Genomic DNA, 21,961 nt, shown 5'->3' on the forward strand with positions numbered 1-21,961 from the left:
CTTTTCTGTCGATGGTCCCCGCAGGGGCAGGTCGGAGCCCCTGCGGGATACGATATGGTGTCGTGGGGGAGGATGGTCCAGTCCCGCCCCGGATCGGATGCGATCGGTCCGTCGAAGAGGTGTGCCCTTACGCCTGCTCGCCGAAGAGGGACCACTTGTTGGCGCCGGTGATGTGGATGGGCACGAAGCGGCCGATCAGGCTCTCGCCGCCGGTCAAACGGACCAGGCGGTTGCCGGGGGTGCGGGCGGTGAGGCCCTTCTCGTCCTTCCCGTCCACCAGGCAGCGGACGGTCCGTCCGATGTAGGCCGCGTGCTTCTCCTCCGAGATCTGGTCCTGACGCTCCACCAGGCGCTGGAACTCTTTGAGCTTCTCCTCCCGGCTCATCGGGTCGGGGAGCGAGGCCGCCGGAGTGCCCACGCGGGGGGAGTAGATGAAGGTGAAGAGGGCGTCGAACCGCACCTCCTCGATCAGCGTCATGGTCTCCTCGAACTCCTCGGGAGTCTCGCCGGGGAAGCCCACGATCACGTCGGAGGTGATGACCGCATCGGGCACCGCGGCCCGGAGACGGCGGACCTTGTCCAGATAGCCCGCCCGGTCATAGACCCGGTTCATGGCCTTGAGCACCCGGTCGCTGCCCGCCTGGAAGGGCAGGTGGAAGCAGGGGGCGATCTTCTCCGGCCAAGCCGCCATCGTGTCGAACAGCTTCTGGGAGGCGTCCTTGGGGTGGCTGGTCATGAAGCGCAGGAGGAACTCCCCGGGAATCTGGGCCGCCCGGGCCAGCAGGTCGGCGAAGTCCATGGGCTCATCCAGATCCTTGCCGTAGGAGTTCACGTTCTGGCCCAGCAGGGTGATGTCCTTATAGCCCTCCTCCGCCAGGCCCCGGATCTCAGCCAGGATGTCCTCCGGCTTCCGGCTCCGCTCCCGGCCCCGGACGTAGGGCACGATGCAGTAGGTGCAGAAATTGTTGCATCCATACATGATGGAGACCCAGGCCTTCACGCCGTCCTGCCGCACCACGGGGATGCCCTCGGCGATGGAGCCGGGCTCCTCCGTGCGCTCGAACACCCGCTTGCCAGTGGCCCGGAAGCGCCACAGCAGCTCCGGGAAGCGCCAGAGCGCGTGGGGCCCGAAGAGCAGGTCCACCTGCCGATAGGACTCCTTCACCTTTTTGGCCACGTGTTCCTCCTGGGCCATACAGCCGCAGAGGCAGACGATCTGGTTTGGATTGGCCCTCTTGGTGTGGGTCAGGGCGCCCACGTTGCCCAGCACCCGCTGTTCCGCGTGCTCCCGGATGGCGCAGGTGTTCACCAGCACCAGGTCCGCCTCATGCTCGTCGTCGGTGAAGCCGTAGCCCATCTCGCTCAGGTAGCCCCGCAGACGCTCTGAATCGGCCTCGTTCTGCTGACAGCCATAGGTGTCCACCATGGCCAGGGGGGTGTGGTCCATTCCGGCGTTCATGGCGTGGACCTTCATGCAGTAGTCCATCTGGGCCGCGATCTGGGCCGGTCCGATCTGTGTCGTCTCTCGCTTCAAGTCGGTTCCTCCGCTCTCTGTTTCCTTGTTTTTGTGATCGAGATATGATACCACTTTTCGCGCGAAAACACAAGGTTCCGCCCCGCTATCCTCTGACGTAGTTTGTTGACGATAGCCATAAAAACAGGTATAATCAGGGGCAAAGAACGTGCCCGGCCCGGCGGCCGGGGCAGGATGAGAAGGATGATGGTATGCGCGCAGTCGTAACGAGAGTGAAGAACGCCTCCGTAGAGATCGGCGGGAAGGTCAACGGCTCCATCGGCCAGGGCTTCCTGGTCCTGCTGGGCGTCGGTCCCGGGGACACAGAGGAGCAGGCGGCCAAGCTGGCCGACAAGATCTGCGGTCTGCGGGTCTTCGAGGATGAGGCCGGCAAGATGAACCGGAACCTGGAGGCTGTGGCCGGGAGCCTGCTGGTGGTCTCCCAGTTCACCCTGTACGCCGACACCAAAAAGCGCCGGCCCGGCTTCACTGGGGCCGCCAAGCCTGACCTGGCCGAGCCCCTCTACCGGACCTTCATGGCCGACTGCGAGGCCCTGGGCTTCCACGTAGAGCACGGCGAGTTCGGCGCCGATATGCAGGTCTTTTCCCAGAACGACGGACCTGTGACCATTTTGCTGGATACTGACCATATGTGAGGCGCAAAGGCGCTCTGAGGTGACTGATATGAAGATCGAGACTGTCCTCCTGCCCGCTGTGTCCACCAACTGCTACATCGTTGGGGACGAGGGCACCGGCCTGTGCGCCGTCATCGACCCCGGCGATTCGGACGAGCGGATCCTCCAGACGGTCCGGGACAACGGCTGGACCGTGGCCTGCATCCTGCTGACCCACTGCCACTATGACCACACCATGGGCGTGCCCGCTCTGCGGGAGGCCCTGCCCGATGTGCCGGTCTACGCCCACCCCGGCGACCTGGAGATGCCGAAGCCCTTCTTCCGCATCGATGAGATGGGGACCATCACCCCCTATGAGGAGGGGGACACGGTGACGGTGGGCGGACTGACCTTCCAGGCGCTCCACACCCCCGGACACACCAAGGGCTCCGTGGTCCTACGGGCCGGCCGGACCCTCTTCACCGGCGACACGCTCTTCAAGGGCTCCATGGGCCGCACCGACCTGCCCGGTGGGAGCTATGAGGAGATGCACGCCTCTCTCCACCGGCTGGGCACGCTGGAGGGGGACTACACCGTCCTCCCCGGCCATATGGATCCCTCCACGCTGGACCATGAGCGGAAATACAACTACTATCTGAAGGAGGCGATGGCGGACGGCTGACCCTCAGCCCGTCCCCCCTCTTATGTACCTGACCTTTCAAGGACATGACTGCCGGTATGCCGCCGAGCAGATGCTCCTCACTCTCTTCCCGGAGGAGCGCCCCCAATACGCCGGCGGTCCCGTCCCGCCGGAGGCGGACCACGCTTTCCTCCGCCTGACCCAGGACGGGGAGAGGCTGACCGCCGAGGCCCAGGTCCGCTGGCAGGGCCGCTCTGCCGCGGGGGAGGCCGACGCGCCCGTCCCCCCGGAGGATGATCCGCTGGTCCGGGACCGGGTGCGCCAGCGGGTGCTGAAGCTGGCCTTCTACCGGGCAGGCACCGCTCTGCTGGGCAGGGAGCCCCCCTGGGGCGCCCTCACCGGGGTGCGCCCGGTGAAGATCCCCACCAAGGCCATGGAGCGGGGCCTGAGCCCCGCCCAGGCGGAGGCAGAGCTCACCGGCACCTACCGGGTCTCCCCCGGACGGGCGGCGCTGGCCATGGACTGCGCCAAAGCCAGTCTGGCCGCCAAGCGGAGCCTGGCCCCGGACGAGGTGTCCCTCTATATCGGCATCCCCTTCTGTCCCACCCGGTGCGCCTACTGCTCCTTCGTCTCCGCCGATGTGGGGCGGGCGCTGAAGCTGGTGCCCGCCTTCCTGGACGTGTTGACGCAGGAAGTGGACTGGACGGCGGAGGAGCTCCGCCGGGCCGGATGCTCCGTCCGCTCCATCTATGTAGGCGGCGGCACTCCCACCACCCTCAGCGCCCCCCAGCTGGACCGCCTGCTGGGCCGGGTGGGCGAGAAGTTCGACCTGTCCCGCTGTACGGAGTACACGGTGGAGGCCGGACGGCCCGACACCATCACCGCCGAGAAGCTCGCCGTCCTGCGCCGCCACGGGGCACAGCGGGTCTCTGTCAACCCCCAGACCATGCGGGACAGCGTCCTCGCCGCCATGGGCCGGGCCCATACGGCGGCGGACATCCTCCGCTCCTATGAGCTGGTCCGGGCCGCCGGCATCCCCTGTGTGAACATGGACCTGATCGCCGGGCTCCCCCAGGACGACCCGGAGGGCTTCCAGTCCTCGCTGGACCAGGTGCTGGCCCTGGGGCCGGAGAACATCACCGTCCACACTCTGGCCATGAAGAAGGGCTCCCGCCTCATGGGCGGCGGCGCCGGCCATGGGCCCGTCCTCCCCACGGCGGAGGACGTGGACCAGATGCTCTCTTACGCCTGGTCCGCCCTGCGGGCCCACGGGCAGACGCCCTACTACCTCTACCGCCAGAAGTATATGTCCGGCTCCTTCGAGAACGTGGGCTGGTCCCTGCCCGGCTGGGAGAGCCTGTACAACATCTGCATGATGGAGGAGCTCCATCCGATCCTGTCTCTGGGCGGCGGCGGGATCACCAAGCTGATCGACCCCCGCACCGGTCACATCGACCGGATCTCCAACCCCAAGTATCCCCACGAGTATGTGAACAGTCTGGAGAAGCTCCGGGCCGGCAAGCGTCAGGCCGCGGACTTCCTCCTCGCGATACAGCAGGGGCGCTGACCCCCGCTTCTGGAAAGGAGATCTACCATGGCCTACGAACTCTCTGACATCCTGCGCGAGACCAAAGCGGACCCCGCCGCCTTCCTGGCCCACTGCGACGAGGCATATCAGAAGCGGATCTGCCGGGCGGCGGACACCATCCTGGACCGGATGGCCCAGAGCCCCATCGTCCTCCTCTCCGGCCCCTCCGGCTCCGGCAAGACCACCACCGCCCTCAAGCTGGAGGAGGAGCTGGAGCGCCGGGGCGTGAACACCCACACCATCTCCATGGACAACTACTTCCGCACGCTGGACCGGAGCCGGGCCCCCCGCACCCCCGAGGGCGACATCGACTACGAGTCCCCACAACTGCTGGATATGCCCCTGCTGGACGAGACCTTCACTAAGCTCTCTCAGGGCGAGGAGGTCATCATCCCCAAGTTCGAGTTCGCCCGGCAGATGCGCAACGACGCCCGGGGCCGCCCCCTGCGGCTCGCTAAGAACGAGGTGGCGATCTTCGAGGGCATCCACGCGCTGAACGACGACATCGCCGGCCGGCACCCGGAGGCCACCACCCTCTATGTCTCCGCCCGCTCCAACATTCTGGACGGGAAGGAGGTCCGCTTCAAGGGCACCTGGATGCGCATCACCCGCCGGGCCGTCCGGGACTACAATTTCCGGGGCACCGACCTGACCACCACCCTTGCCATGTGGCACAACGTCCGCCGGGGCGAGAAGCGGTACATCTCCCCCTTCAAGGGCCGGGCCACGATCATCGTGGACTCCTCGCTGCCCTATGAGGTGCCGGTGTTCGCTAACTACGCCGCTCCTCTGGCCAAGGCGCTGGAGGACCTGCCGGAGGACAATCCCCGCTTCCGGGAACTCCACGATCTGGCGGATTCCTTCCGCTGGTTCCAGCCCATCGACCCGGCCCTGGTCCCGCCCAGCTCCCTGATCCGGGAGTTCATCGGCGGCGGGACATACAAATATAAGTGATCCCCCAGACATCTGGAGAAGATAAGAGAATGCTACAAGAAAGAAGGAGAACCCATGTCTGAATGTACCCACGACTGCTCCTCCTGCGGCGAGAGCTGCGGCGAGCGCACCAGTCCCCAGAGCTTCCAGGCTCCGGCCAACCCCCTGTCCAGCATCAAGAAGGTCATCGCCGTGGTCAGCGGCAAGGGCGGCGTCGGCAAGAGCCTCGTCACGTCCTCTCTGGCCTGCGCCATGGCGGCGATGGGCAAGAAGGTCGGCATCCTGGACGCCGACGTCACCGGCCCCTCCATCCCCAAGGCCTTCGGCCTCCACACCCACGCCCTGGGCAGTGAGCAGGGCATCTACCCTGTGGACTCCAAGGGCGGCATCGAGGTCATGAGCCTCAACCTGCTGACCGAGAACGAGACCGACCCCGTGGTGTGGCGCGGCCCCGTGATCGCCGGCACCGTCAAGCAGTTCTGGACCGACGTGATCTGGGGCGAGCTGGACTATCTGTTCGTGGATATGCCGCCGGGAACGGGCGACGTGCCCCTGACCGTGTTCCAGTCCCTGCCCGTGGACGGGATCGTGATGGTCACCGCCCCCCAGGATCTGGTCAGCATGATCGTGACCAAGGCCGTGAAGATGGCGGAGCTGATGCACATCCCCGTGCTGGGCCTGGTGGAGAACTACAGCTATTTCCAGTGCCCCGACTGCGGCAAGCGGCATCCGATCTTCGGTGAGAGCCACATCGATTCCGTGGCCGCCGAGCACGGTCTGGAGGTCCTGGCCCGTCTGCCGATCGACCCCAAGCTGGCCGAGGCCTGCGACAAGGGCGAGATCGAGTCCTTCCAGCCCAACTACCTCACCGCCGTGGCCGGGAAGCTGGCCCAGCTATAAGAAAATAGTGCGAAGCCCGCCCGGCCTCATGATGGGGGCCGGGCGGGCTCGTTTGTCTTTTGTGTTTGTGTTCCAGGCACGCCGCGGGACGGCCGCACGGCCGTCTGTTCTTACACGTTGAACCGGAAGAGGACGATGTCGCCGTCGTTCATGACGTAGTCCTTGCCCTCGGAGCGGACCAGGCCCTTCTCCTTGGCGGCGTTCATGGAGCCGGTGGCCTTCAGGTCCTCGAAGTTCACCACCTCGGCGCGGATGAAGCCCCGCTCGAAGTCGGTGTGGATCTTGCCGGCGGCCTGAGGGGCCTTGGTGCCCCGGGTGATGGTCCAGGCCCGGCACTCGTCCTCACCGGCGGTGAGGAAGGAAATCAGACCCAGCAGGGCGTAGCTGGCCTTGATGAGCCGGTCCAGACCGGACTCGGCGATGCCCAGATCCTCCAGGAACATGGCCTTCTCGTCGCCGTCCAGCTCGGCGATCTCGGCCTCCAGCTTGGCGCAGACAGGGATGACTTGGGCCCCCTCCTTGGCGGCCCGCTGGGCCACCTGCTGGTAGTACTCCACCCCGTCGGGGGCGGCGAAGCCGTCCTCGTCCAGGTTGGCGGCGTAGATCACGGGCTTCAGAGACAGGAGCTCGCTGGTGGCGATCACTGCCTTCTCATCCTCGTCACACTCGAAGGAACGGGCGGAATTGCCATCGTTCAGCCAATCCCGCAAGCGGGAGAAGAGCTCCACCTCCTGGAGGAACTTCTTGTCGCCCTTGGCGGCGGTCTCCGCCTTCTTGATGCGGCGCTCCACCATCTCCACGTCGGCCATGATCAGCTCCAGGTCGATGGCGTCGATGTCGCCCATGGGGTCCACGGGCACGTTCAGGTTCGTGTTCTCCACCACGTGCATGATGTTCTCATCGTCGAAGCACCGGACCACATGGACGATGGCGGAGCACTCCCGGATGTTGGCCAGGAACTTGTTGCCCAGACCGGCGCCCTTGCTGGCGCCCTTGACCAGACCGGCGATGTCCACGAACTCGATCACGGCTGGGGTGGTCTTTTTGGGCTGGTAGAACTCGCTGAGCCAGTCCAGCCGCGCGTCGGGCACGGCCACCACGCCCACATTGGGGTCGATGGTGCAGAAGGGGTAGTTGGCGCTCTCCGCGCCGGCGTTGGTGATGGCGTTGAACAGGGTCGATTTGCCCACGTTGGGGAGACCCACGATACCGAGCTTCATATCAAAACGTCCTTTCGGCATGAAAATACGAAATAAGCCTATCTATTATACCGAACGGCGCGGGAAAAGACAAGGGCGGGGCAGACCTCTCGATAAAATTTGAGTCCCTAGCTTCGATGGGACCGGATCATATCATCCGCCGTCCCGTAGGCTATGGCGGATGAAACATGAGCCGCCGCCCGGTGCCGGGCGGCGGCTCTCATCTGTTCTATTCGATCGTTCCGGGGGCGCGCTTACTTCACGGCCTCGCCAGCGGCCTTGCGGGCCTTGATCTCCTTGAGGGCATCCTTGTAGGACAGGTTCACGCGGCCCTTCTCGTCGATGTCGGTGACCTTGACCCAGATCATGTCGCCGATGTTGACCACGTCCTCCACCTTCTCCACGCGGCGGTCCGCCAGCTTGGAGATGTGGACCATGCCGTCCTTGCCGGGAGCCAGCTCCACGAAGGCGCCGAACTGCAGGATGCGGACCACCTTGCCGTAGTACAGCTGGCCCACCTCGGGCACGAACACGATGGTCTCGATGATCTTCTTGGCGGCGTCACAGCTCTCGGCGTTCTCACCGGCGATGTAGATGGTGCCGTCGTCCTCGATGTCGATCTTGGCGCCGGTGTCGGCACAGATCTTCTGGATGACCTTGCCGCCGGAGCCGATGACCTCGCGGATCTTATCCACGTCGATCTTCATCTTCACCATCTTGGGCGCAGTGGGAGCCACCTCGGGACGAGGCTCGGAGATGCAGGGCAGCATGATCTCGTCCAGGATGGCGAAGCGGGCGTCGCGGGTGATCTCCAGCGCCTGCTTGATGATCTCATGGGACAGGCCGTCGTTCTTCAGGTCCATCTGGATGGCGGTGATGCCCTTCTTGGTACCGGCGACCTTGAAGTCCATCTCGCCGTGGAAGTCCTCCACGCCCTGGATGTCGATGAAGGTCTGGAAGGAGCCGTCGTCATCCTGGATCAGGCCGCAGGAGATGCCGGCCACGGGGGCCTTGATGGGCACGCCGGCGTCCATGAGGGCCAGAGTGGAGCCGCAGATGGAGCCCTGAGAGGTGGAGCCGTTGGAGCTCAGGACCTCAGAGACCACGCGGATGGCGTAGGGGAACTCCTCCACGGAGGGGATCACGGGCTCCAGGGCCCGCTCGGCCAGCGCGCCGTGGCCGTACTCGCGGCGGTTGGTGGACCGGGCGCCCCGGGCCTCGCCCACGGAGTAGGAGGGGAAGTTGTAGTGGTGCATATACCGCTTCTCGGTCTCCTCCCAGATGGTGTCCAGCTTCTGGGCGGCGGAGAGGGTGTTCAGGGTCGCCACGGACAGGACCTGGGTCTGGCCGCGGGTGAACAGGCCGGAGCCATGCACACGGGGCAGGACGCCCACCTCGGCGGAGAGGGGACGGATCTCGTTCTTGGCGCGGCCGTCCACGCGGTGGCCCTCCAGCAGCCAGGCCTTGACGATCTTCTTCTGGAATTTGTAGGTGATCTCATCCAGATACTTGTCCATCTCGGGATACTCGTCCAGGAACAGCTCGTGCCAGCGGTCGATCAGGGCGTTCCAGCGGGTCTCGCGGACGTTCTTGTCGTCGGTATCCATGGCGGCCTTGGCCTCGTCCATGGTGGCGGCCACGATCTTGTCGAAGAGCTCCTGATCGAAGTCGGCGTGCTCATACTCCATCTTGGGCTTGCCGATCTCGGCCACGATGCCGTTGATGAAGGCCACCTGCTTGCGGATCTCCTCATGGGCCTTCACGATGCCCTCGTACATGATCTCGTCGGGGATCTCCTTGGCGCCGGCCTCGATCATGACGACTTTGCCGTCGGTGGCGGCCACGGTCACGTCCATCTGGGAGGTCTTGCGCTGCTCCTGATCGGGGTTCAGGACGATCTGGCCGTCGCAGTAGCCCACCTCCAGGCAGCCGATGGGGCCGGCCCAGGGGATGTCGGAGTAGGACAGGCAGACGGAGGTGCCGATCATGGCGGCCACCTCGGGGGAGCAGTCGTAGTCCACGCTCATGACGGTGCAGGTGACGCACACGTCGTTGCGGAAGTCATAGGGGAACAGGGGACGGATGGGCCGGTCGATCAGGCGGCTGGCCAGCACGGCGGGCAGGGAGGGGCGGCCTTCCCGGCGCATGAAGGAGCCGGGGATGCGGCCCACGGCATAGAGCTTCTCCTCGAAGTCCACGCTCAGGGGGAAGAAGTCCACGCCGTCCCGGGGACGGGCGGAGGCGGTGACGGCCACCATGACGGTGGTCTCGCCGTACTTGACCATGCAGGCGGCGTTGGCCAGCTCGGCGACCTTGCCGATCTCGATGGTCAGGGGACGGCCGGCCACGTCCATGGTCCAGGTCTTGAAGTTGGGGAACTCTCTGTGCTTGATGATAGTGGACATTGGATATCCTCCTTTTTTGGCACCCGCAGAGCCTGTCAGCCCTTTAGCACTTGGATACGGTGGGGAAGGGAGGCCCGTCCTCTCCATATCCAACTGCTAAAAAAGCCTTCCGGCCCACAGGCGCGGCGTTTGATGTTTTTGGTCCTGCTGTTTTGGTCCTGCTGGAAGAAAAGGGTGGTGCGGAAGTCCACACCACCCTCATTTCAACAGATCACTTACGGATGCCCAGCTTGGCGATGATGGCGCGGTAACGCTCGATATCCTTGGCAGCCAGGTAGTCCAGCATCTTGCGGCGCTTGCCGACCATCTTCAGCAGGCCGCGACGGCTGTGGTTGTCGTGGATATGCACCTTCAGATGCTCGGTGAGCTCCTTGATGCGGGCGGTCAGGATGGCGATCTGGACCTCGGGGGAGCCAGTATCGGTCGCGTGGGTGCGGTTGGCCTCGATGACGGCCGTCTTTTCGTCCTTACGGATCATGGGAAATTCCACCTTTCAAATGATTCCCCGGTGACTGAGTCGAGGGCCAGTGGGCCCCTGCGTATGAGCGAGGGATGCTCCCTGGACTAGGTCACGGGTCTGCACAGTTCACGTGCTTTCCTACTATACCATGATCTTTCCCGTGTGTAAAGGAAAAGATGCGGAAAACTTCCCTAGTTTCGGGCACTTTTCCGCCGGGCCGATCATGCACTCCTCCCTCGGTCCCGGCGTAGGATGGAGCATCCTGTGGAAAGGGGGTGGCGCGCGGGGGGACGGACTCCCGCGCCGACCCATATGGACCATGATATCCCTGCGGTCCCTCTGCCCGATCCGGGGGAGGGCGGACCCGTCTGGCCCGGCGATGCCGATACGCCTGAGATCCCTCTGCCCAGACCCGGCGAGGGGGGACCCGTCTGGCCCGACGATGCCGATACGCCTGAGATCCCTCTGCCCAGGCCCGGTGAGGGGGGACCCGTCTGGCCGGGGGACAGCGGCTCTGACGACGCCGGCATCCCGTCGGTCCCCCTGCCGGAGCCGGGAGAGGGCGGACCTGTCTGGCCCGGCCTCCAGCGGCCCCTGCGCTATGCTAAGATCCGGTTCCTGAACGCCGCCGCCGGACGGCGGCCTCTGCGGATCCTGCTGGGCCGGAGCCGGATCGCGTCGGCTCTGAGCTTCGCCGCCTTCACGCCCTGGCGGCCGGCGATCCCCGGCTACCGGACCGTCACGGTGCTGGCCCAGGACGGCACCGTCCTGCTCCAGCGGGGCCTGCCCTTCCCGGCGGACGGCGTCTACACCGTGGCGGTGGTCCCGACGGCCCGGGGGCTGGACCTGGTGCAGATCTCCGACGCCTGCTGTCGGTCCGGCGGCGGCTGGTCCAGCCTGCGGGTGTGCGCCCTGGCCTATGACGCCCCGCCTCTGGATGTCCTGCTGGGGGACGGCCGGGTGGTATTCGCCGACGTGCGCTTCAAAGAGGTCACCAGCTTCCGGCGGGTCTGGCCGGGCTCCTATCAGTTCTGGTTCGCCGCCGCGGACCTGCCGGCCATGCCGATGGGGATGGATGTGGAGACCATGGACCCGGCCTTCCTGGGGGCGGCGGATCCGCTGACCAACAGCTTCGCCGCGCTCCGTCTGGACGTGGCCCGGCGGACGGACTACACCCTCTATCTCCTGCGGGACGGAGGCGGCGGAATCCAGGTCCTCCCGGCGGAGCGCCGGTCCTGATAGATTCTCCTTGCATCTGTCCCCACCATGATGTATGCTCCCTAACAGATACTTCACCATGACAGAGAGGGCGATACCATGGATGGACTGCTGACCACCTACCGCCGGGACCTGCATCAGATCCCGGAGCTGGATACGGACCTGCCGGAGACCACCGCCTACCTGCGCCGAGTGCTGGAGGGCCTGCCCTGCCGGGTCTTTTCTCCGGACGACCGCGGGCTGTGCGCCTACTTCGACGGGGGAAAGGCGCGCACCGCCGCCTGGCGGGCCGATATGGATGCCCTCCCCATCGTGGAGCGCTCCGGAGCCCCCTATGCCTCCCGGCATCCGGGGAAGATGCACGCCTGCGGCCACGACGGCCACATGGCCATGGCGCTCGGTCTGGCCGGTTGGACGGCCGAGCATCTGGCCGAGCTGCCCCGGAACGTGCTCTTCGTGTTCCAGCCGGCGGAGGAGACCACCGGCGGCGCGCGGCTCATCTGCGCGTCCGGCGTCTTTTCGGAACACCGGGTGGAGCGGATCTTCGGCTTCCATCTGTGGCCCGACCTGCCTGCCGGACAGATCAGCAGTCGTCCCGGCCCTCTCCTGGCCCGGGCCAGCGAGGTGACGGTGGACATCACCGGCAAGAGCGCCCACATCGCCAAATGGCGGGAGGGGGACGACGCCCTCCTGGCCGCCGCCCGCTTCCTCTGCGGAGCGGACCGGGCTATGGAGGACCTGCGCCGGACGGCCGGTCCCTGCCTCCTGAAGTTCGGCCGCATGGAGAGCGGCACCGTCCGCAACGCCATCAGCGCCCACAGCCAGATCCTGGGCAGTCTCCGGGTGTTCTCCGATGACGCCTTCGACCGGGCAAAGGCTCTGCTGGAAGGTCTGGGCCGGACCGTGGGGGAGGAGACGGGCACCGCCTTCCGGGTGGGCTTCTCCACCGGATATCCCCCCGTGCGGAACGATGAGGATCTGCTCCGGCGGGCGGAGGCGGCCCTGCCGGGGCTGAGCATCCTGCCGGAGCCTCTGCTGATCGCGGAGGACTTCGCCTTCTATCAACAGATCCTGCCGGGACTGTTCCTCCTGCTGGGCACCGGCACCGGGATCCCCCTCCACGCCGACACCTTCGATTTCGACGAGTCCATCCTGGCCGCCGGCGTGGCGGCGGGGCAGAAGCTCCTGTCCATGGACTGACACCGATGAAAACACCGGGAGAGACTGCTTCGCCGCAGTCTCTCCCGGTGTTTTTCTCACTGGCAGGCGGGACGGTCCGCCATTTTCCGTCTACTGGAACATCATGTTGCCGAGGCCGACATACAGACTAGAAAATACAAAAGTGTCCGTCTCCGTTGCGATCTTCAACTGAAGGCCATGGTTTAGTGGGATCGTGACCTTCTGGGGAAGATCTCCCGCCCCCACTGTATAGTTGGCCACTCGCACATCATCCACATAGAAGGTCACTTCAGCATCAGCTGTACCAGAGTTGTCGATAGGACCCAAGTCCAACGTGAGGCTGTTGTAGGCACCATTCAGATTGAATAGCGCATACTGCTCACCACCCCAGCTCGTAGCAACTCCGTTTCCGTACTCCTTGCCACCCATCGTCATGGTCTCTGTGCCCGTATAGGTTCTCACATAGGATGAAGTGCGATACGGCTTGCAGACATCCTCCATGCGGTAGCTCCCGGTGGTCATGGGGGAGGTACCGATGTAGGCCCGCTTGGTATTGCCGTCATAGCTGACGGCCTTGCCCAGGGCCTGGCTCACGGCCCGGAGGGGGATGTAGGTGGTGCCGTTGTAGACGAAGGTCTCCACGCTCTTGCCGTTGGCGTCCTTGGGGTCCAGACGGACCCCGTCCACGAAGATCTCGATGCCTTGCAGAACATCGATCTTCTTCCCGGTCAGCACCGCCGCCCCGGCGGGGACGGCCACGCCCATGGTCAGAGCCATCACGAGGGCTCCGGCCGCGAAATCGCGCGCCCGATGCAGTTTCATGTCAGATTCCTCCTCTTTATTTTGTTTTCCGTTGCTATCGTATCATAGTTTCACCGGGGTTTCAACCAGTCGTGGTATTTTCCCCCGCCGCAGGCGGGGCCTTTTGTCCACGGCGGCACAGATGGGCGTTTTTGGCCGCCCAACGGGGCGGGACGGGGGCTGTCCTCGCTCGTTGGGCGGGACCCCTTACAGCCGCTCCACGAACCGCCCGATCCGGTCCAGGCCCTCGGCCAGCTGATCCTCGGAGCAGCAGTAGGAGAGCCGGGCATAGCCCTCCGCCCAGAAGAAGCTGCCGGGCACCAGCGCCACGCCGCCCTCCTCGATCAGCCGGCGGCAGAACTCCTCAGAGCTCATCCCGAAGCGGGCGATGGAGGGGAACGCGTAGAAGGCGCCCTGAGGCAGCTTGACCTCCAGGCCGGCCTCGGTGAGGCGGCGGTACACCAGATCCCGGCGGCGGCGATAGCTCTCCCGGACGTCGGACACATCCTGCTCCAGCGCCTCGGCACAGCCCCACTGGGCGAAGGAGGGGGCGGACACCACGGTGAACTGGTGGACCTTGGCGATCTGGGCCATGACCTCCCGCTGGGCCATGACCCAGCCCATGCGCCAGCCCGTCATGGCGTATGGCTTGGAGAAGCTGTTCACCACGATGACCTGCTCCCGCAGGTGGGGGAAGGAGGCGGCGAAGCCGGGACAGTCCCCGAAGGCGATGTCGGCATACACGTCGTCGCAGAGGACGAAGCTCCCGGTCTCCCGGGCCACGTCGGCGGCGGCCTCCAGGCTCTCCCGCGTGTAGACACAGCCGGTGGGGTTGTTGGGGGAGGTGAGGATCATCAGCTTGGTCCGGGGACCGCACGCCGCCCGGAGCCTGTCCCGGCGGAGCTGGAAGCCGTCCCCCTCTGTGGGCACTGTGACCACCTTGGCGCGGCACAGCGCGGCGATGGAGGCATAGAGTCCGAAGGCGGGAGTGGGGAGGAGGACCTCGTCCCCCGGCTCCAGCACCGCCATCATGGCGGCGTAGAGGCCCTCGGTGGCACCGATCGTCACGATCGTCTCGTCATAGTCATAGCGGAGCCCACGGCCCCTCTCTTTTTTCACGATGGCCTTCCGCAGGAAGTCGAAGCCCACATTGGGCGGGTAGTGCGTCTGTCCAGCGGCCAGAGCGGCGGCCGCCGCGGCTTTGATCGGGGCGGGAGTGTCGAGCTCCGGCTCCCCCAGCGCCAGGGAGATGCACCCCGGTGTGGCCCGGGCCAGAGCCGTGAAGCGCCGGATCGCCGAGGGGGCCATGCCCACGACGGCCTCGTTCATAGATGCCTTCAAATCGGTCACCGCTTTCTGTGCCGGCCCCTCCGGCCCGGACACTTTTGCATATTGATGTGTTGAAGTATAGCACGATCCCTCCGTCCTGTCCATGCCCTTCTCCCGTCCATGCCGGACGGACGCCCGCTCCGTCGCCGCGGATGCCGCGATCCTGCAAGTTTTGGTCCGTCACCCTTCATATGGCCATTCGTCCGTTTTCCGTGGACGTTCCTCCGTCTTGACGTTCACACTCATTTCATCTCATATTTCCCACATCCCTCCCATTTTTCGTCTTGTTTTTGATTGGTACCGCTCATTTTCCAAAAGATCCGCTTTTCATCTTTCCTCGCTCTGTATCGCCTCCCGCGGACAAAAATATTCCACAAAAAGTCATCGAAATATCACCGCTTTTTTTACCCTTCGTCCGATCCTTTCGAAAAAGCACTGATATCCCAACCTGTCGCTCGAAAAAACCCAGTTATCCCCGCAAAACGTCGCCCGATCCATATGACGGTCCTGCCGTCTCCCCTTGCAAACCTTCCCGAGTGCGGGTATAATATACCGCATGAATACAGATGTCCGCGAAAGAGGAACATCAAAACCACCGTGAGGAGGACTCTACAATGAATTGGAACAAGGCACTTTCTCTTGGTCTGGCCGGCGTCATGGCCGCCGGGATGCTCACCGGCTGCAGCGTCAGCTCCACCGGCGGCGCCCAGCAGGATGCTCAGCAGACCGGCGGCGGCTCCACTGGCGACAAGGTCGTGAAGATCGGCATCTTCGAGCCCTCCACCGGTGACTCCGGCGCCGGCGGCAAGCAGGAGACTCTGGGCATGCAGTACGGCAATTACGAGACCCCCACCGTGGAGATCGGCGGCGAGACCTATCAGGTCGAGCTGGTCTACGCCGACAACGGCTCCACCACCGACAAGGCCGTGTCCGCCGCCTCCAAGCTGGTGGACGAGGAGGTCTCTCTGGTGCTGGGCTCCTATGGCTCCAGCGTGTCCATCGCCGCCGCCCCCACCTTCGCCGATGCCGGCATCCCCGCCATCGGCGTGACCTGCACCAACCCCAACGTCACCGCCGGCAACCCCTACTATTTCCGCGCCTGCTTCATGGACTCCTTCCAGGGCACCGTGCTGGCCAACTTCGCCGCTGACAAGTTCTCCGCCACCAAGGCCTACTGCCTGGGCGAGCTGGGCAACGAGTATGATCAGGGCCTGATCGAGTACTTCACCAAGGGCTTCGAGGCCAAGGGCGGCACCGTGGTGGCCGACTCCTTCCCCACCAACAACTCCGACTTCACCTCTTATCTGAACAAGGCCAAGAACGAGGGCGCTCAGGTCATCTTCTGCCCCGTGTCTCTGGCCTACTCCACTCAGATCATCAAGCAGGCCGCTTCTATGGGCCTGGACATCCCCCTGCTGGGCTCCGACACCCTGGACAGCAACAAGGTCCTGGAGGCCGCCTCCGGCACCGACGTGCAGGTCTACGTCTCCACCTTCTATCAGGAGGGCGGCTCTCAGGAGTTCGACGACGGCATCAAGGCCTGGATCAACTCCGACTCCACCGCCAAGACCAACAACGGCGGCAACGACACCATCTCCGGCCTGACCGCCATGGGCTATGACGCCTACTACATGGCTCTGGAAGCCCTGAAGGCCGCCGGATCCACCGATCCCCAGGCCGTGTACGAGGCTCTGCCCAACGTCACCTGGTCCGGCGTGACCGGCGACATCGCCTTCGACGATGTGAACGGCGACGCCATCCGCGACACCGCCTTCATCAAGACCGCCGACACCGCTAACGACGCCTGGGTGCTGGAGACCGTCCAGAAGGCCGACTGACCGCACCCCTGAAATCCATGTTCGACCGGAAGGTCCGGCGGGCTGCTGAAACAGTCCGCCGGACCATTCCTGCCATAATGACCCGACGCCGGGCCGCGTCCCGTGGACAGGAGATCCCACGGGAGACGGCCCGACCGCTCCGAGACCTTACTGAGAAAGAGAGGGACCCCTATGGAATATATCGTATCTATCCTGCTCTCCGGCATCGCCGTGGGCGGGCAGTACGCCCTCATCGCCATCGGATACACCATGGTCTACGGCATCCTCCGCCTGATCAACTTCGCCCACGGCGACGTGTTCATGGTGGCGGGCCTGATGATGGTGTACCTGAACGCCGCCGGCCTGCCCCTGCTGCTGACCATCCCGGCGGTGCTGGTGCTGACGGTGGTGCTGGGCTTCGTGATCGAGCGCGCGGCGTACAAGCCCCTGCGCTCCGCCCCCCGCATGAGCGTCATGATCTCCGCCATCGGCGTGAGCTATCTGCTCCAGAACATGGCCACCTATGTGACCGGCGGCCTGCCCCAGATGTACCCCACGATCCCCATCCTGTCCGACTCCGTGCCTCTGCTGGGCAGCAATCCCAAGGTGGTGGTCCTGGTGACCCCCTTCCTGGTGGCGGTCCTGGTGTTCGGTCTGACCATGCTGATCGGCCACACCAAGATCGGCATGGCCATGCGGGCCGTGGCCAAGGACTTCGAGACCAGCCAGCTCATGGGCATCAAGATCGACCGGGTCATCTCCATGACCTTCATCATCGGCTCCTTCCTGGCGGCGGTGGGCTCCATGCTGTACTTCACCAACTACCCCTCCATCGTGCCCCTGTCCGGCGCCATGCCCGGCCTGAAGGCTTTCGTGGCGGCGGTGTTCGGCGGCATCGGCTCCATCCCCGGCGCGGTGATCGGCGCCTTCCTGATCGGCATCTGCGAGAACATCATCAAGGGCCTACCCGGGATGACCGTCTTTTCCGACGCGTTCACCTTCGCTCTGCTCATCGTGGTGCTGGTGGCCAAGCCCACCGGCCTCTTCGGTGAGAAGGCCACCGACAAGGTCTAAGGAGGGCGTGACATGAAACAGAACAAAAGCAAGAAGGGCCTCGTCATCGCCCTGATCGCCATCGCCGCCCTGCTGGCTGTGGTGATCGTGCTGGAGAACACTCTCAAGCCCACCTCCATGCTCTTCACGGTGCTGAAGAAGGGCGCGGTGTACTCTCTGGTGGCCGTGTCCCTGAACCTGCTCAACGGCTTCACCGGCCTCTTCTCTCTGGGTCAGGCCGGCTTCATGCTGCTGGGCGCGTACACCTATGCGATCCTCACTGTGCCCACCGCCAGCCGGGACACGGTGTACTACCTCTATGGCGGCTCCGCCGTGAACTTCTCTCTGCCGGAGCTCTTCGGCGGCGGCGCGGCGGGCCTGATCGTCGGCGTGACGCTGGGCCTGATCCTGGCGGGCCTGGCGGCGGCCTTCTTCGCGTGGCTGATCGGACTGCCCGTCCTGCGGCTCAAGAGCGACTATCTGGCGATCGCCACTCTGGGCTTCGCCGAGATCATCCGGGCCGTGTTCCAGTGGGACAAGCTGGGCCCCGTCACCAACGGCGCCAACATGATCAAGAGCTTCCCCACCTTCACCGACTTCAACATCAAGGACGCCGGCGGCCAGGTGGTCCTGCGGCTGTCCACCTTCTTCCCCTTCCTGGTGGCGGTGATCTGCATCGGCATCATCGTCCTGCTGATCCACTCCTCCTACGGCCGGGCCTTCAAGGCCATCCGGGAGGACGAGATCGCCGCCGAGGCCATGGGCATCGACCTGGCCCGGCACAAGATGCTGTCCTTCTGCATCAGCGCCTTCTTCTCCGGCGTGGGCGGCGCTCTGCTGGCCATGTACTCCAATCAGGTGCAGGCCAAGCTCTTCACCTCCGCCCTGAGCTATGAGCTCCTGCTGATCGTGGTCATCGGCGGCATCGGCTCCGTGACCGGAAGCTGTCTGGCCTCCTTCCTGTACATCGCCGCCAGCGAGTGGTGGCTCCGCGGTCTGGATGAGGATCCCTTCGTGATCGGCAACATCGCCATCAGCGCCCCCGGATTCTTCCGCACCGGCCTGCGGATGGTGGTGTTCTCCGTGATCATCATGGTGGTGGTCCTCTTCTTCCGCCGGGGCATCATGGGAGACAAGGAGCTCCCCAATCTCTTCAAGCCCAGAAAAAAGTCGAAGCAGAAGGAGGCGGCGAAATGAGCCGGAACGTCCTGCAAGCAGAACACGTGACCATGCAGTTCGGCGGCGTGGTCGCCGTCAACGACCTGAGCCTCACCGTAGACGAGGGCGAGATCGTGGCTCTGATCGGTCCCAACGGCGCCGGAAAGACCACCGCCTTCAACTGCATCACCGGGGTGTACGAGCCCACCAACGGCCGGGTGTCCTTCCTGGGGGAGACCATGCTGGAGAACTACCCCCAGGGCAAGATGGACAAGAACTATCTGGGGGAGAACAAGGGCCTCTTCACCCATAAGATCAGCCCCACCCCCGACAAGATCACCAAGCTGGGCATCGCCCGCACCTTCCAGAACATCCGGCTGTTCTCCAATTTGACCGTGCTGGAGAACGTGCTGATCGCCAAGCATATGCGGGCCAAGCACAATTTCTTCACCGCCACCTTCCGCCTGAGCCGCGGAGAGGAGAAGCGGATGCAGGAGGAGGCCATGGCCCTGCTGGAGGAACAGCACCTGGACCATCTGAAGGACGAGATCGCCGGGAGCCTGCCCTACGGCCTCCAGCGCCGTCTGGAGATCGCCCGGGCCCTGGCCACCAGCCCCAAGCTCCTGCTCCTGGACGAGCCGGCCGCCGGTATGAACCCTCAGGAGACCCAGGAGCTCACCGACTTCATCCGTCAGATCCGGGATGAGTATCACCTGTCGATCTTCATGATCGAGCACCATATGGATCTGGTCATGCAGATCTCCGACCGGATCTATGTCCTGGACTTCGGCAAGCTGATCGCCCAGGGCGTTCCCGCGGAGATCCAAAACGATCCTCGTGTCATCGAGGCTTATCTGGGGGTGGCAGACGATGCTGAAGATCAGTGACCTGAAAGTCCGCTACGGCGGCATCGAGGCCGTCAAGGGCATCAGCCTGGAGGTGCCTGAGGGCCAAATCGTGACCCTGATCGGCGCCAACGGCGCGGGCAAGTCTACTACTCTGCGGACCATCGCCGGCCTGGTGAAGCCCGCCGAGGGCCGCATCCAGCTCAAGGGGGAGGACATCACCGGCCTGGCCCCCGACAAGATCGTGACCCAGGGCATCACCCTGGTGCCCGAGGGACGCCATGTGTTCCCCGACATGACTGTGCTGGAGAACCTGAAGATCGGTGCCTACCTCCGCAAGGACAGCCTGGAGGAGGACCTGAAGTGGATCTACGACCTGTTCCCCCGCCTGAAGGAGCGCTCCTGGCAGGCGGCGGGCACCCTGTCCGGCGGCGAGCAGCAGATGCTGGCCGTGGGCCGGGCCCTCATGTCCCACCCCAAGATCATGATGATGGACGAGCCCTCTCTGGGCCTGGCCCCCATCGTGGTGAAGGGCATCTTCGACATCATCCGGGAGGTCAACCGCCAGGGCGTCACGATCCTGCTGATCGAGCAGAACGCCAACATGGCCCTGAAGGTGGCCGACCTGGCCTACGTCATGGAGACCGGCCACATCACCCTCTCCGGCCCCGGCCAGGAGCTGATGAAGGACGAGGCCGTCAAGAAGGCCTATCTGGGCAAATAACGGCATATGGACGGAGCGGACCGCCTGGAGGCGGTCCGCTTTTTTCGTGGCGCGTGGAACACAGGGCGGGATCCATCCCGGAAAAAGCCTTGTGCCTTCCATGGCGGTCATGTATAATAGGCACGTATCGAAATAGATGGAAACAGGAGGGACCCTCGATGGATCGACCGCTTCTCCGGCAGCTCCCCAAGATGGACGCGCTCCTGGCCTGTCCGGCCTTCACCGCCGCCCGGGAGGAACTGCCCTACTTCGCCCTGAGGGACGCCGCCCGGGCCGAGCTGGACGCCCTGCGGCAGGGCATCCTGGACGGCTCCGTGGAGGCCCTGCCCGAGCCGGACGCCCTGGCCGCCGCCGCCGTGGTCCGGGCCCGGACCGCCTGCCGCCCCCATCTCCGCCGGGTGATCAACGGCACCGGCGTGGTGCTCCACACCAATCTGGGCCGCGCCCCCATGGGCGAGGCCGCCGCCAAAGCCGTGTATGAGACCGCCCTGGGCTACTCCGATCTGGAGTACGACATCGACGCCGGACGCCGGGGGAGCCGCTTCGACCATGTGGAGCCCCTGCTCCGCTCCCTCACCGGGGCGGAGGCCGCTCTGGCGGTGAACAACAACGCCGCCGCCGTGTTCCTCATGCTCTCCGCCCTGGCCGCGGGGAAGAAGGTGGCCATCTCCCGGGGGGAGCTGGTGGAGATCGGCGGGTCCTTCCGAGTGCCGGAGATCATGGCCCGCAGCGGGGCCGAGCTGGTGGAGGTGGGCACCACCAACAAGACCCACCTCTCCGACTACCGCCGGGCGGTGGAGGAGCAGGGGGCCCAGATCCTGCTGAAGGTCCACACCAGCAACTTCAAGCTGATCGGCTTCACTGAGGAGGTCCCCCTGGCGGACCTGACCGCTCTGGGCCGGGAGCTGGGCGTCCCCGTGCTCCACGACCTGGGCAGCGGGGCCCTCTTCACCGATCCCGCTCTGGGCGTGCCCGAGGGCCCCACCGTGGAGGACAGCGTGAAGGCCGGGGCCGACGTGGTCTGCTTTTCCGGAGACAAGCTCCTGGGCGGGCCGCAGGCCGGCATCGCCATCGGCCGGAAGGACCTGATCGGCGCCATGAAGCGGGACCAGTTCGCCCGGGTGGTCCGGATCGACAAGCTGGGCCTGGCCGCTCTGGAGGCCACGCTCCGGGCCTATCAGGACCACGCCTACGCCGCCGCCCACATCCCCGTGCTGGCCATGCTGGGGGCCAGCCCCGCCGAGCTGGAGCGGCAGGCCCGCCTTCGGGCGGGGGAGCTCGCCGCCCGGCTGGGGGACCGCTGTGTCCTCTCCGCCGTCCCCGACGTGGGAGAGGTGGGTGGCGGGAGCCTCCCCGGCGTGGAGCTTCCCACCTGGGTGGTGGAGCTCCGTCCCGCCCGGATGTCCGTGGCCGCTCTGGAGAAGGCCCTCCGGAGCTGGGAGGTCCCCATCGTGGGGCGGGTCAGCCATGACCGCTGTCTCCTGGATCCCCGGACCCTGAGCGCCGCCGACTGGGCGGACATCACCGCCGCCCTGGACGCCATCCTGCCCTGAGGGCGGACCCATATCGCAATGATAATGATGAA

At 65.1% G+C, this 21,961-nt stretch carries 19 protein-coding genes; 13 read left to right on the forward strand and 6 right to left on the reverse strand.

What is annotated here, in order from left to right:
• Positions 1-127 precede the first annotated feature (127 nt).
• Complete coding sequence (gene miaB, locus KQI12_RS06450) at positions 128-1,534, reverse strand: tRNA (N6-isopentenyl adenosine(37)-C2)-methylthiotransferase MiaB (RefSeq protein ID WP_216571826.1); 1,407 nt, start codon at positions 1,532-1,534, stop codon at positions 128-130.
• Positions 1,535-1,725: 191 nt separating this feature from the next.
• Between miaB and dtd the strand changes: the two genes are divergently transcribed.
• The 5 genes from dtd to KQI12_RS06475 are packed head-to-tail and all read left to right on the forward strand — an operon-like array spanning position 1,726 to position 6,188.
• Entirely contained in the window at positions 1,726-2,169 is a 444-nt protein-coding gene (gene dtd / locus KQI12_RS06455) for a D-aminoacyl-tRNA deacylase (protein ID WP_216571828.1), read from the forward strand.
• 28 nt (positions 2,170-2,197) lie between these two features.
• Entirely contained in the window at positions 2,198-2,809 is a 612-nt protein-coding gene (locus KQI12_RS06460; RefSeq protein WP_216571830.1) for an MBL fold metallo-hydrolase, read from the forward strand.
• Between the two features lie 22 nt (positions 2,810-2,831).
• Complete coding sequence (hemZ, locus tag KQI12_RS06465) at positions 2,832-4,334, forward strand: coproporphyrinogen dehydrogenase HemZ (protein WP_216571832.1); 1,503 nt, start codon at positions 2,832-2,834, stop codon at positions 4,332-4,334.
• Between the two features lie 27 nt (positions 4,335-4,361).
• The gene (locus KQI12_RS06470) at positions 4,362-5,309 is read left to right on the forward strand and encodes a uridine kinase (RefSeq protein WP_216571834.1); all 948 of its coding nucleotides are present in this window, start codon (positions 4,362-4,364) and stop codon (positions 5,307-5,309) included.
• Between the two features lie 54 nt (positions 5,310-5,363).
• A complete protein-coding gene (locus tag KQI12_RS06475; protein ID WP_216571836.1) occupies positions 5,364-6,188 on the forward strand; it encodes an Mrp/NBP35 family ATP-binding protein in 825 nt (274 codons plus the stop codon).
• A gap of 110 nt (positions 6,189-6,298) precedes the next feature.
• Here the strand turns inward: KQI12_RS06475 and ychF are convergent, their stop codons facing one another.
• The 3 genes from ychF to rpsO all read right to left on the reverse strand — a co-directional run bounded on the left by ychF (position 6,299) and on the right by rpsO (position 10,270).
• On the reverse strand, positions 6,299-7,408 hold the full coding sequence (ychF, locus tag KQI12_RS06480) for a redox-regulated ATPase YchF (protein ID WP_216571838.1): 1,110 nt from the start codon (positions 7,406-7,408) through the stop codon (positions 6,299-6,301).
• Positions 7,409-7,641: 233 nt separating this feature from the next.
• On the reverse strand, positions 7,642-9,792 hold the full coding sequence (locus KQI12_RS06485) for a polyribonucleotide nucleotidyltransferase (protein WP_216571840.1): 2,151 nt from the start codon (positions 9,790-9,792) through the stop codon (positions 7,642-7,644).
• Positions 9,793-10,003: 211 nt separating this feature from the next.
• On the reverse strand, positions 10,004-10,270 hold the full coding sequence (gene rpsO, locus KQI12_RS06490) for a 30S ribosomal protein S15 (protein ID WP_216571842.1): 267 nt from the start codon (positions 10,268-10,270) through the stop codon (positions 10,004-10,006).
• Positions 10,271-10,564: 294 nt separating this feature from the next.
• Here rpsO and KQI12_RS06495 point away from each other — a divergent pair, with 294 nt between their 5' ends.
• Complete coding sequence (locus KQI12_RS06495; RefSeq protein WP_216571844.1) at positions 10,565-11,491, forward strand: DUF4397 domain-containing protein; 927 nt, start codon at positions 10,565-10,567, stop codon at positions 11,489-11,491.
• A 78-nt stretch (positions 11,492-11,569) separates the two neighbouring features.
• On the forward strand, positions 11,570-12,670 hold the full coding sequence (locus KQI12_RS06500) for an amidohydrolase (RefSeq protein WP_216571847.1): 1,101 nt from the start codon (positions 11,570-11,572) through the stop codon (positions 12,668-12,670).
• Positions 12,671-12,760: 90 nt separating this feature from the next.
• Here the strand turns inward: KQI12_RS06500 and KQI12_RS06505 are convergent, their stop codons facing one another.
• Complete coding sequence (locus tag KQI12_RS06505; RefSeq protein WP_253290874.1) at positions 12,761-13,471, reverse strand: stalk domain-containing protein; 711 nt, start codon at positions 13,469-13,471, stop codon at positions 12,761-12,763.
• Between the two features lie 186 nt (positions 13,472-13,657).
• Positions 13,658-14,791 carry a pyridoxal phosphate-dependent aminotransferase gene (locus KQI12_RS06510; RefSeq protein ID WP_216571850.1) on the reverse strand — a complete coding sequence of 378 codons (1,134 nt, stop codon included), beginning with the start codon at positions 14,789-14,791 and terminating at the stop codon, positions 13,658-13,660.
• A 602-nt stretch (positions 14,792-15,393) separates the two neighbouring features.
• On the opposite strand from KQI12_RS06510, the gene KQI12_RS06515 reads away from it, so the two are divergent.
• The 6 genes from KQI12_RS06515 to selA all read left to right on the forward strand — a co-directional run bounded on the left by KQI12_RS06515 (position 15,394) and on the right by selA (position 21,929).
• Positions 15,394-16,617, forward strand: a complete 1,224-nt coding sequence (locus KQI12_RS06515; RefSeq protein ID WP_253290875.1) for an ABC transporter substrate-binding protein — start codon at positions 15,394-15,396, stop codon at positions 16,615-16,617.
• A 171-nt stretch (positions 16,618-16,788) separates the two neighbouring features.
• Positions 16,789-17,670, forward strand: coding sequence for a branched-chain amino acid ABC transporter permease (locus KQI12_RS06520; RefSeq protein WP_216571853.1), 882 nt, complete (start codon positions 16,789-16,791; stop codon positions 17,668-17,670).
• A gap of 12 nt (positions 17,671-17,682) precedes the next feature.
• Positions 17,683-18,846, forward strand: a complete 1,164-nt coding sequence (locus KQI12_RS06525) for a branched-chain amino acid ABC transporter permease (RefSeq protein ID WP_216571856.1) — start codon at positions 17,683-17,685, stop codon at positions 18,844-18,846.
• The gene (locus KQI12_RS06530; protein WP_216571859.1) at positions 18,843-19,694 is read left to right on the forward strand and encodes an ABC transporter ATP-binding protein; all 852 of its coding nucleotides are present in this window, start codon (positions 18,843-18,845) and stop codon (positions 19,692-19,694) included. The genes KQI12_RS06525 and KQI12_RS06530 overlap by 4 nt, the downstream gene beginning before the upstream one ends.
• Entirely contained in the window at positions 19,678-20,376 is a 699-nt protein-coding gene (locus tag KQI12_RS06535; RefSeq protein ID WP_216571861.1) for an ABC transporter ATP-binding protein, read from the forward strand. The genes KQI12_RS06530 and KQI12_RS06535 overlap by 17 nt, the downstream gene beginning before the upstream one ends.
• A 158-nt stretch (positions 20,377-20,534) precedes the next feature.
• Complete coding sequence (selA, locus tag KQI12_RS06540) at positions 20,535-21,929, forward strand: L-seryl-tRNA(Sec) selenium transferase (protein WP_216571863.1); 1,395 nt, start codon at positions 20,535-20,537, stop codon at positions 21,927-21,929.
• Positions 21,930-21,961: the final 32 nt, after the last annotated feature.

Origin of the sequence: Pseudoflavonifractor sp. MSJ-37, assembly GCF_018917965.1 — a bacterium.
Taxonomy (GTDB): domain Bacteria; phylum Bacillota; class Clostridia; order Oscillospirales; family Oscillospiraceae; genus Pseudoflavonifractor_A.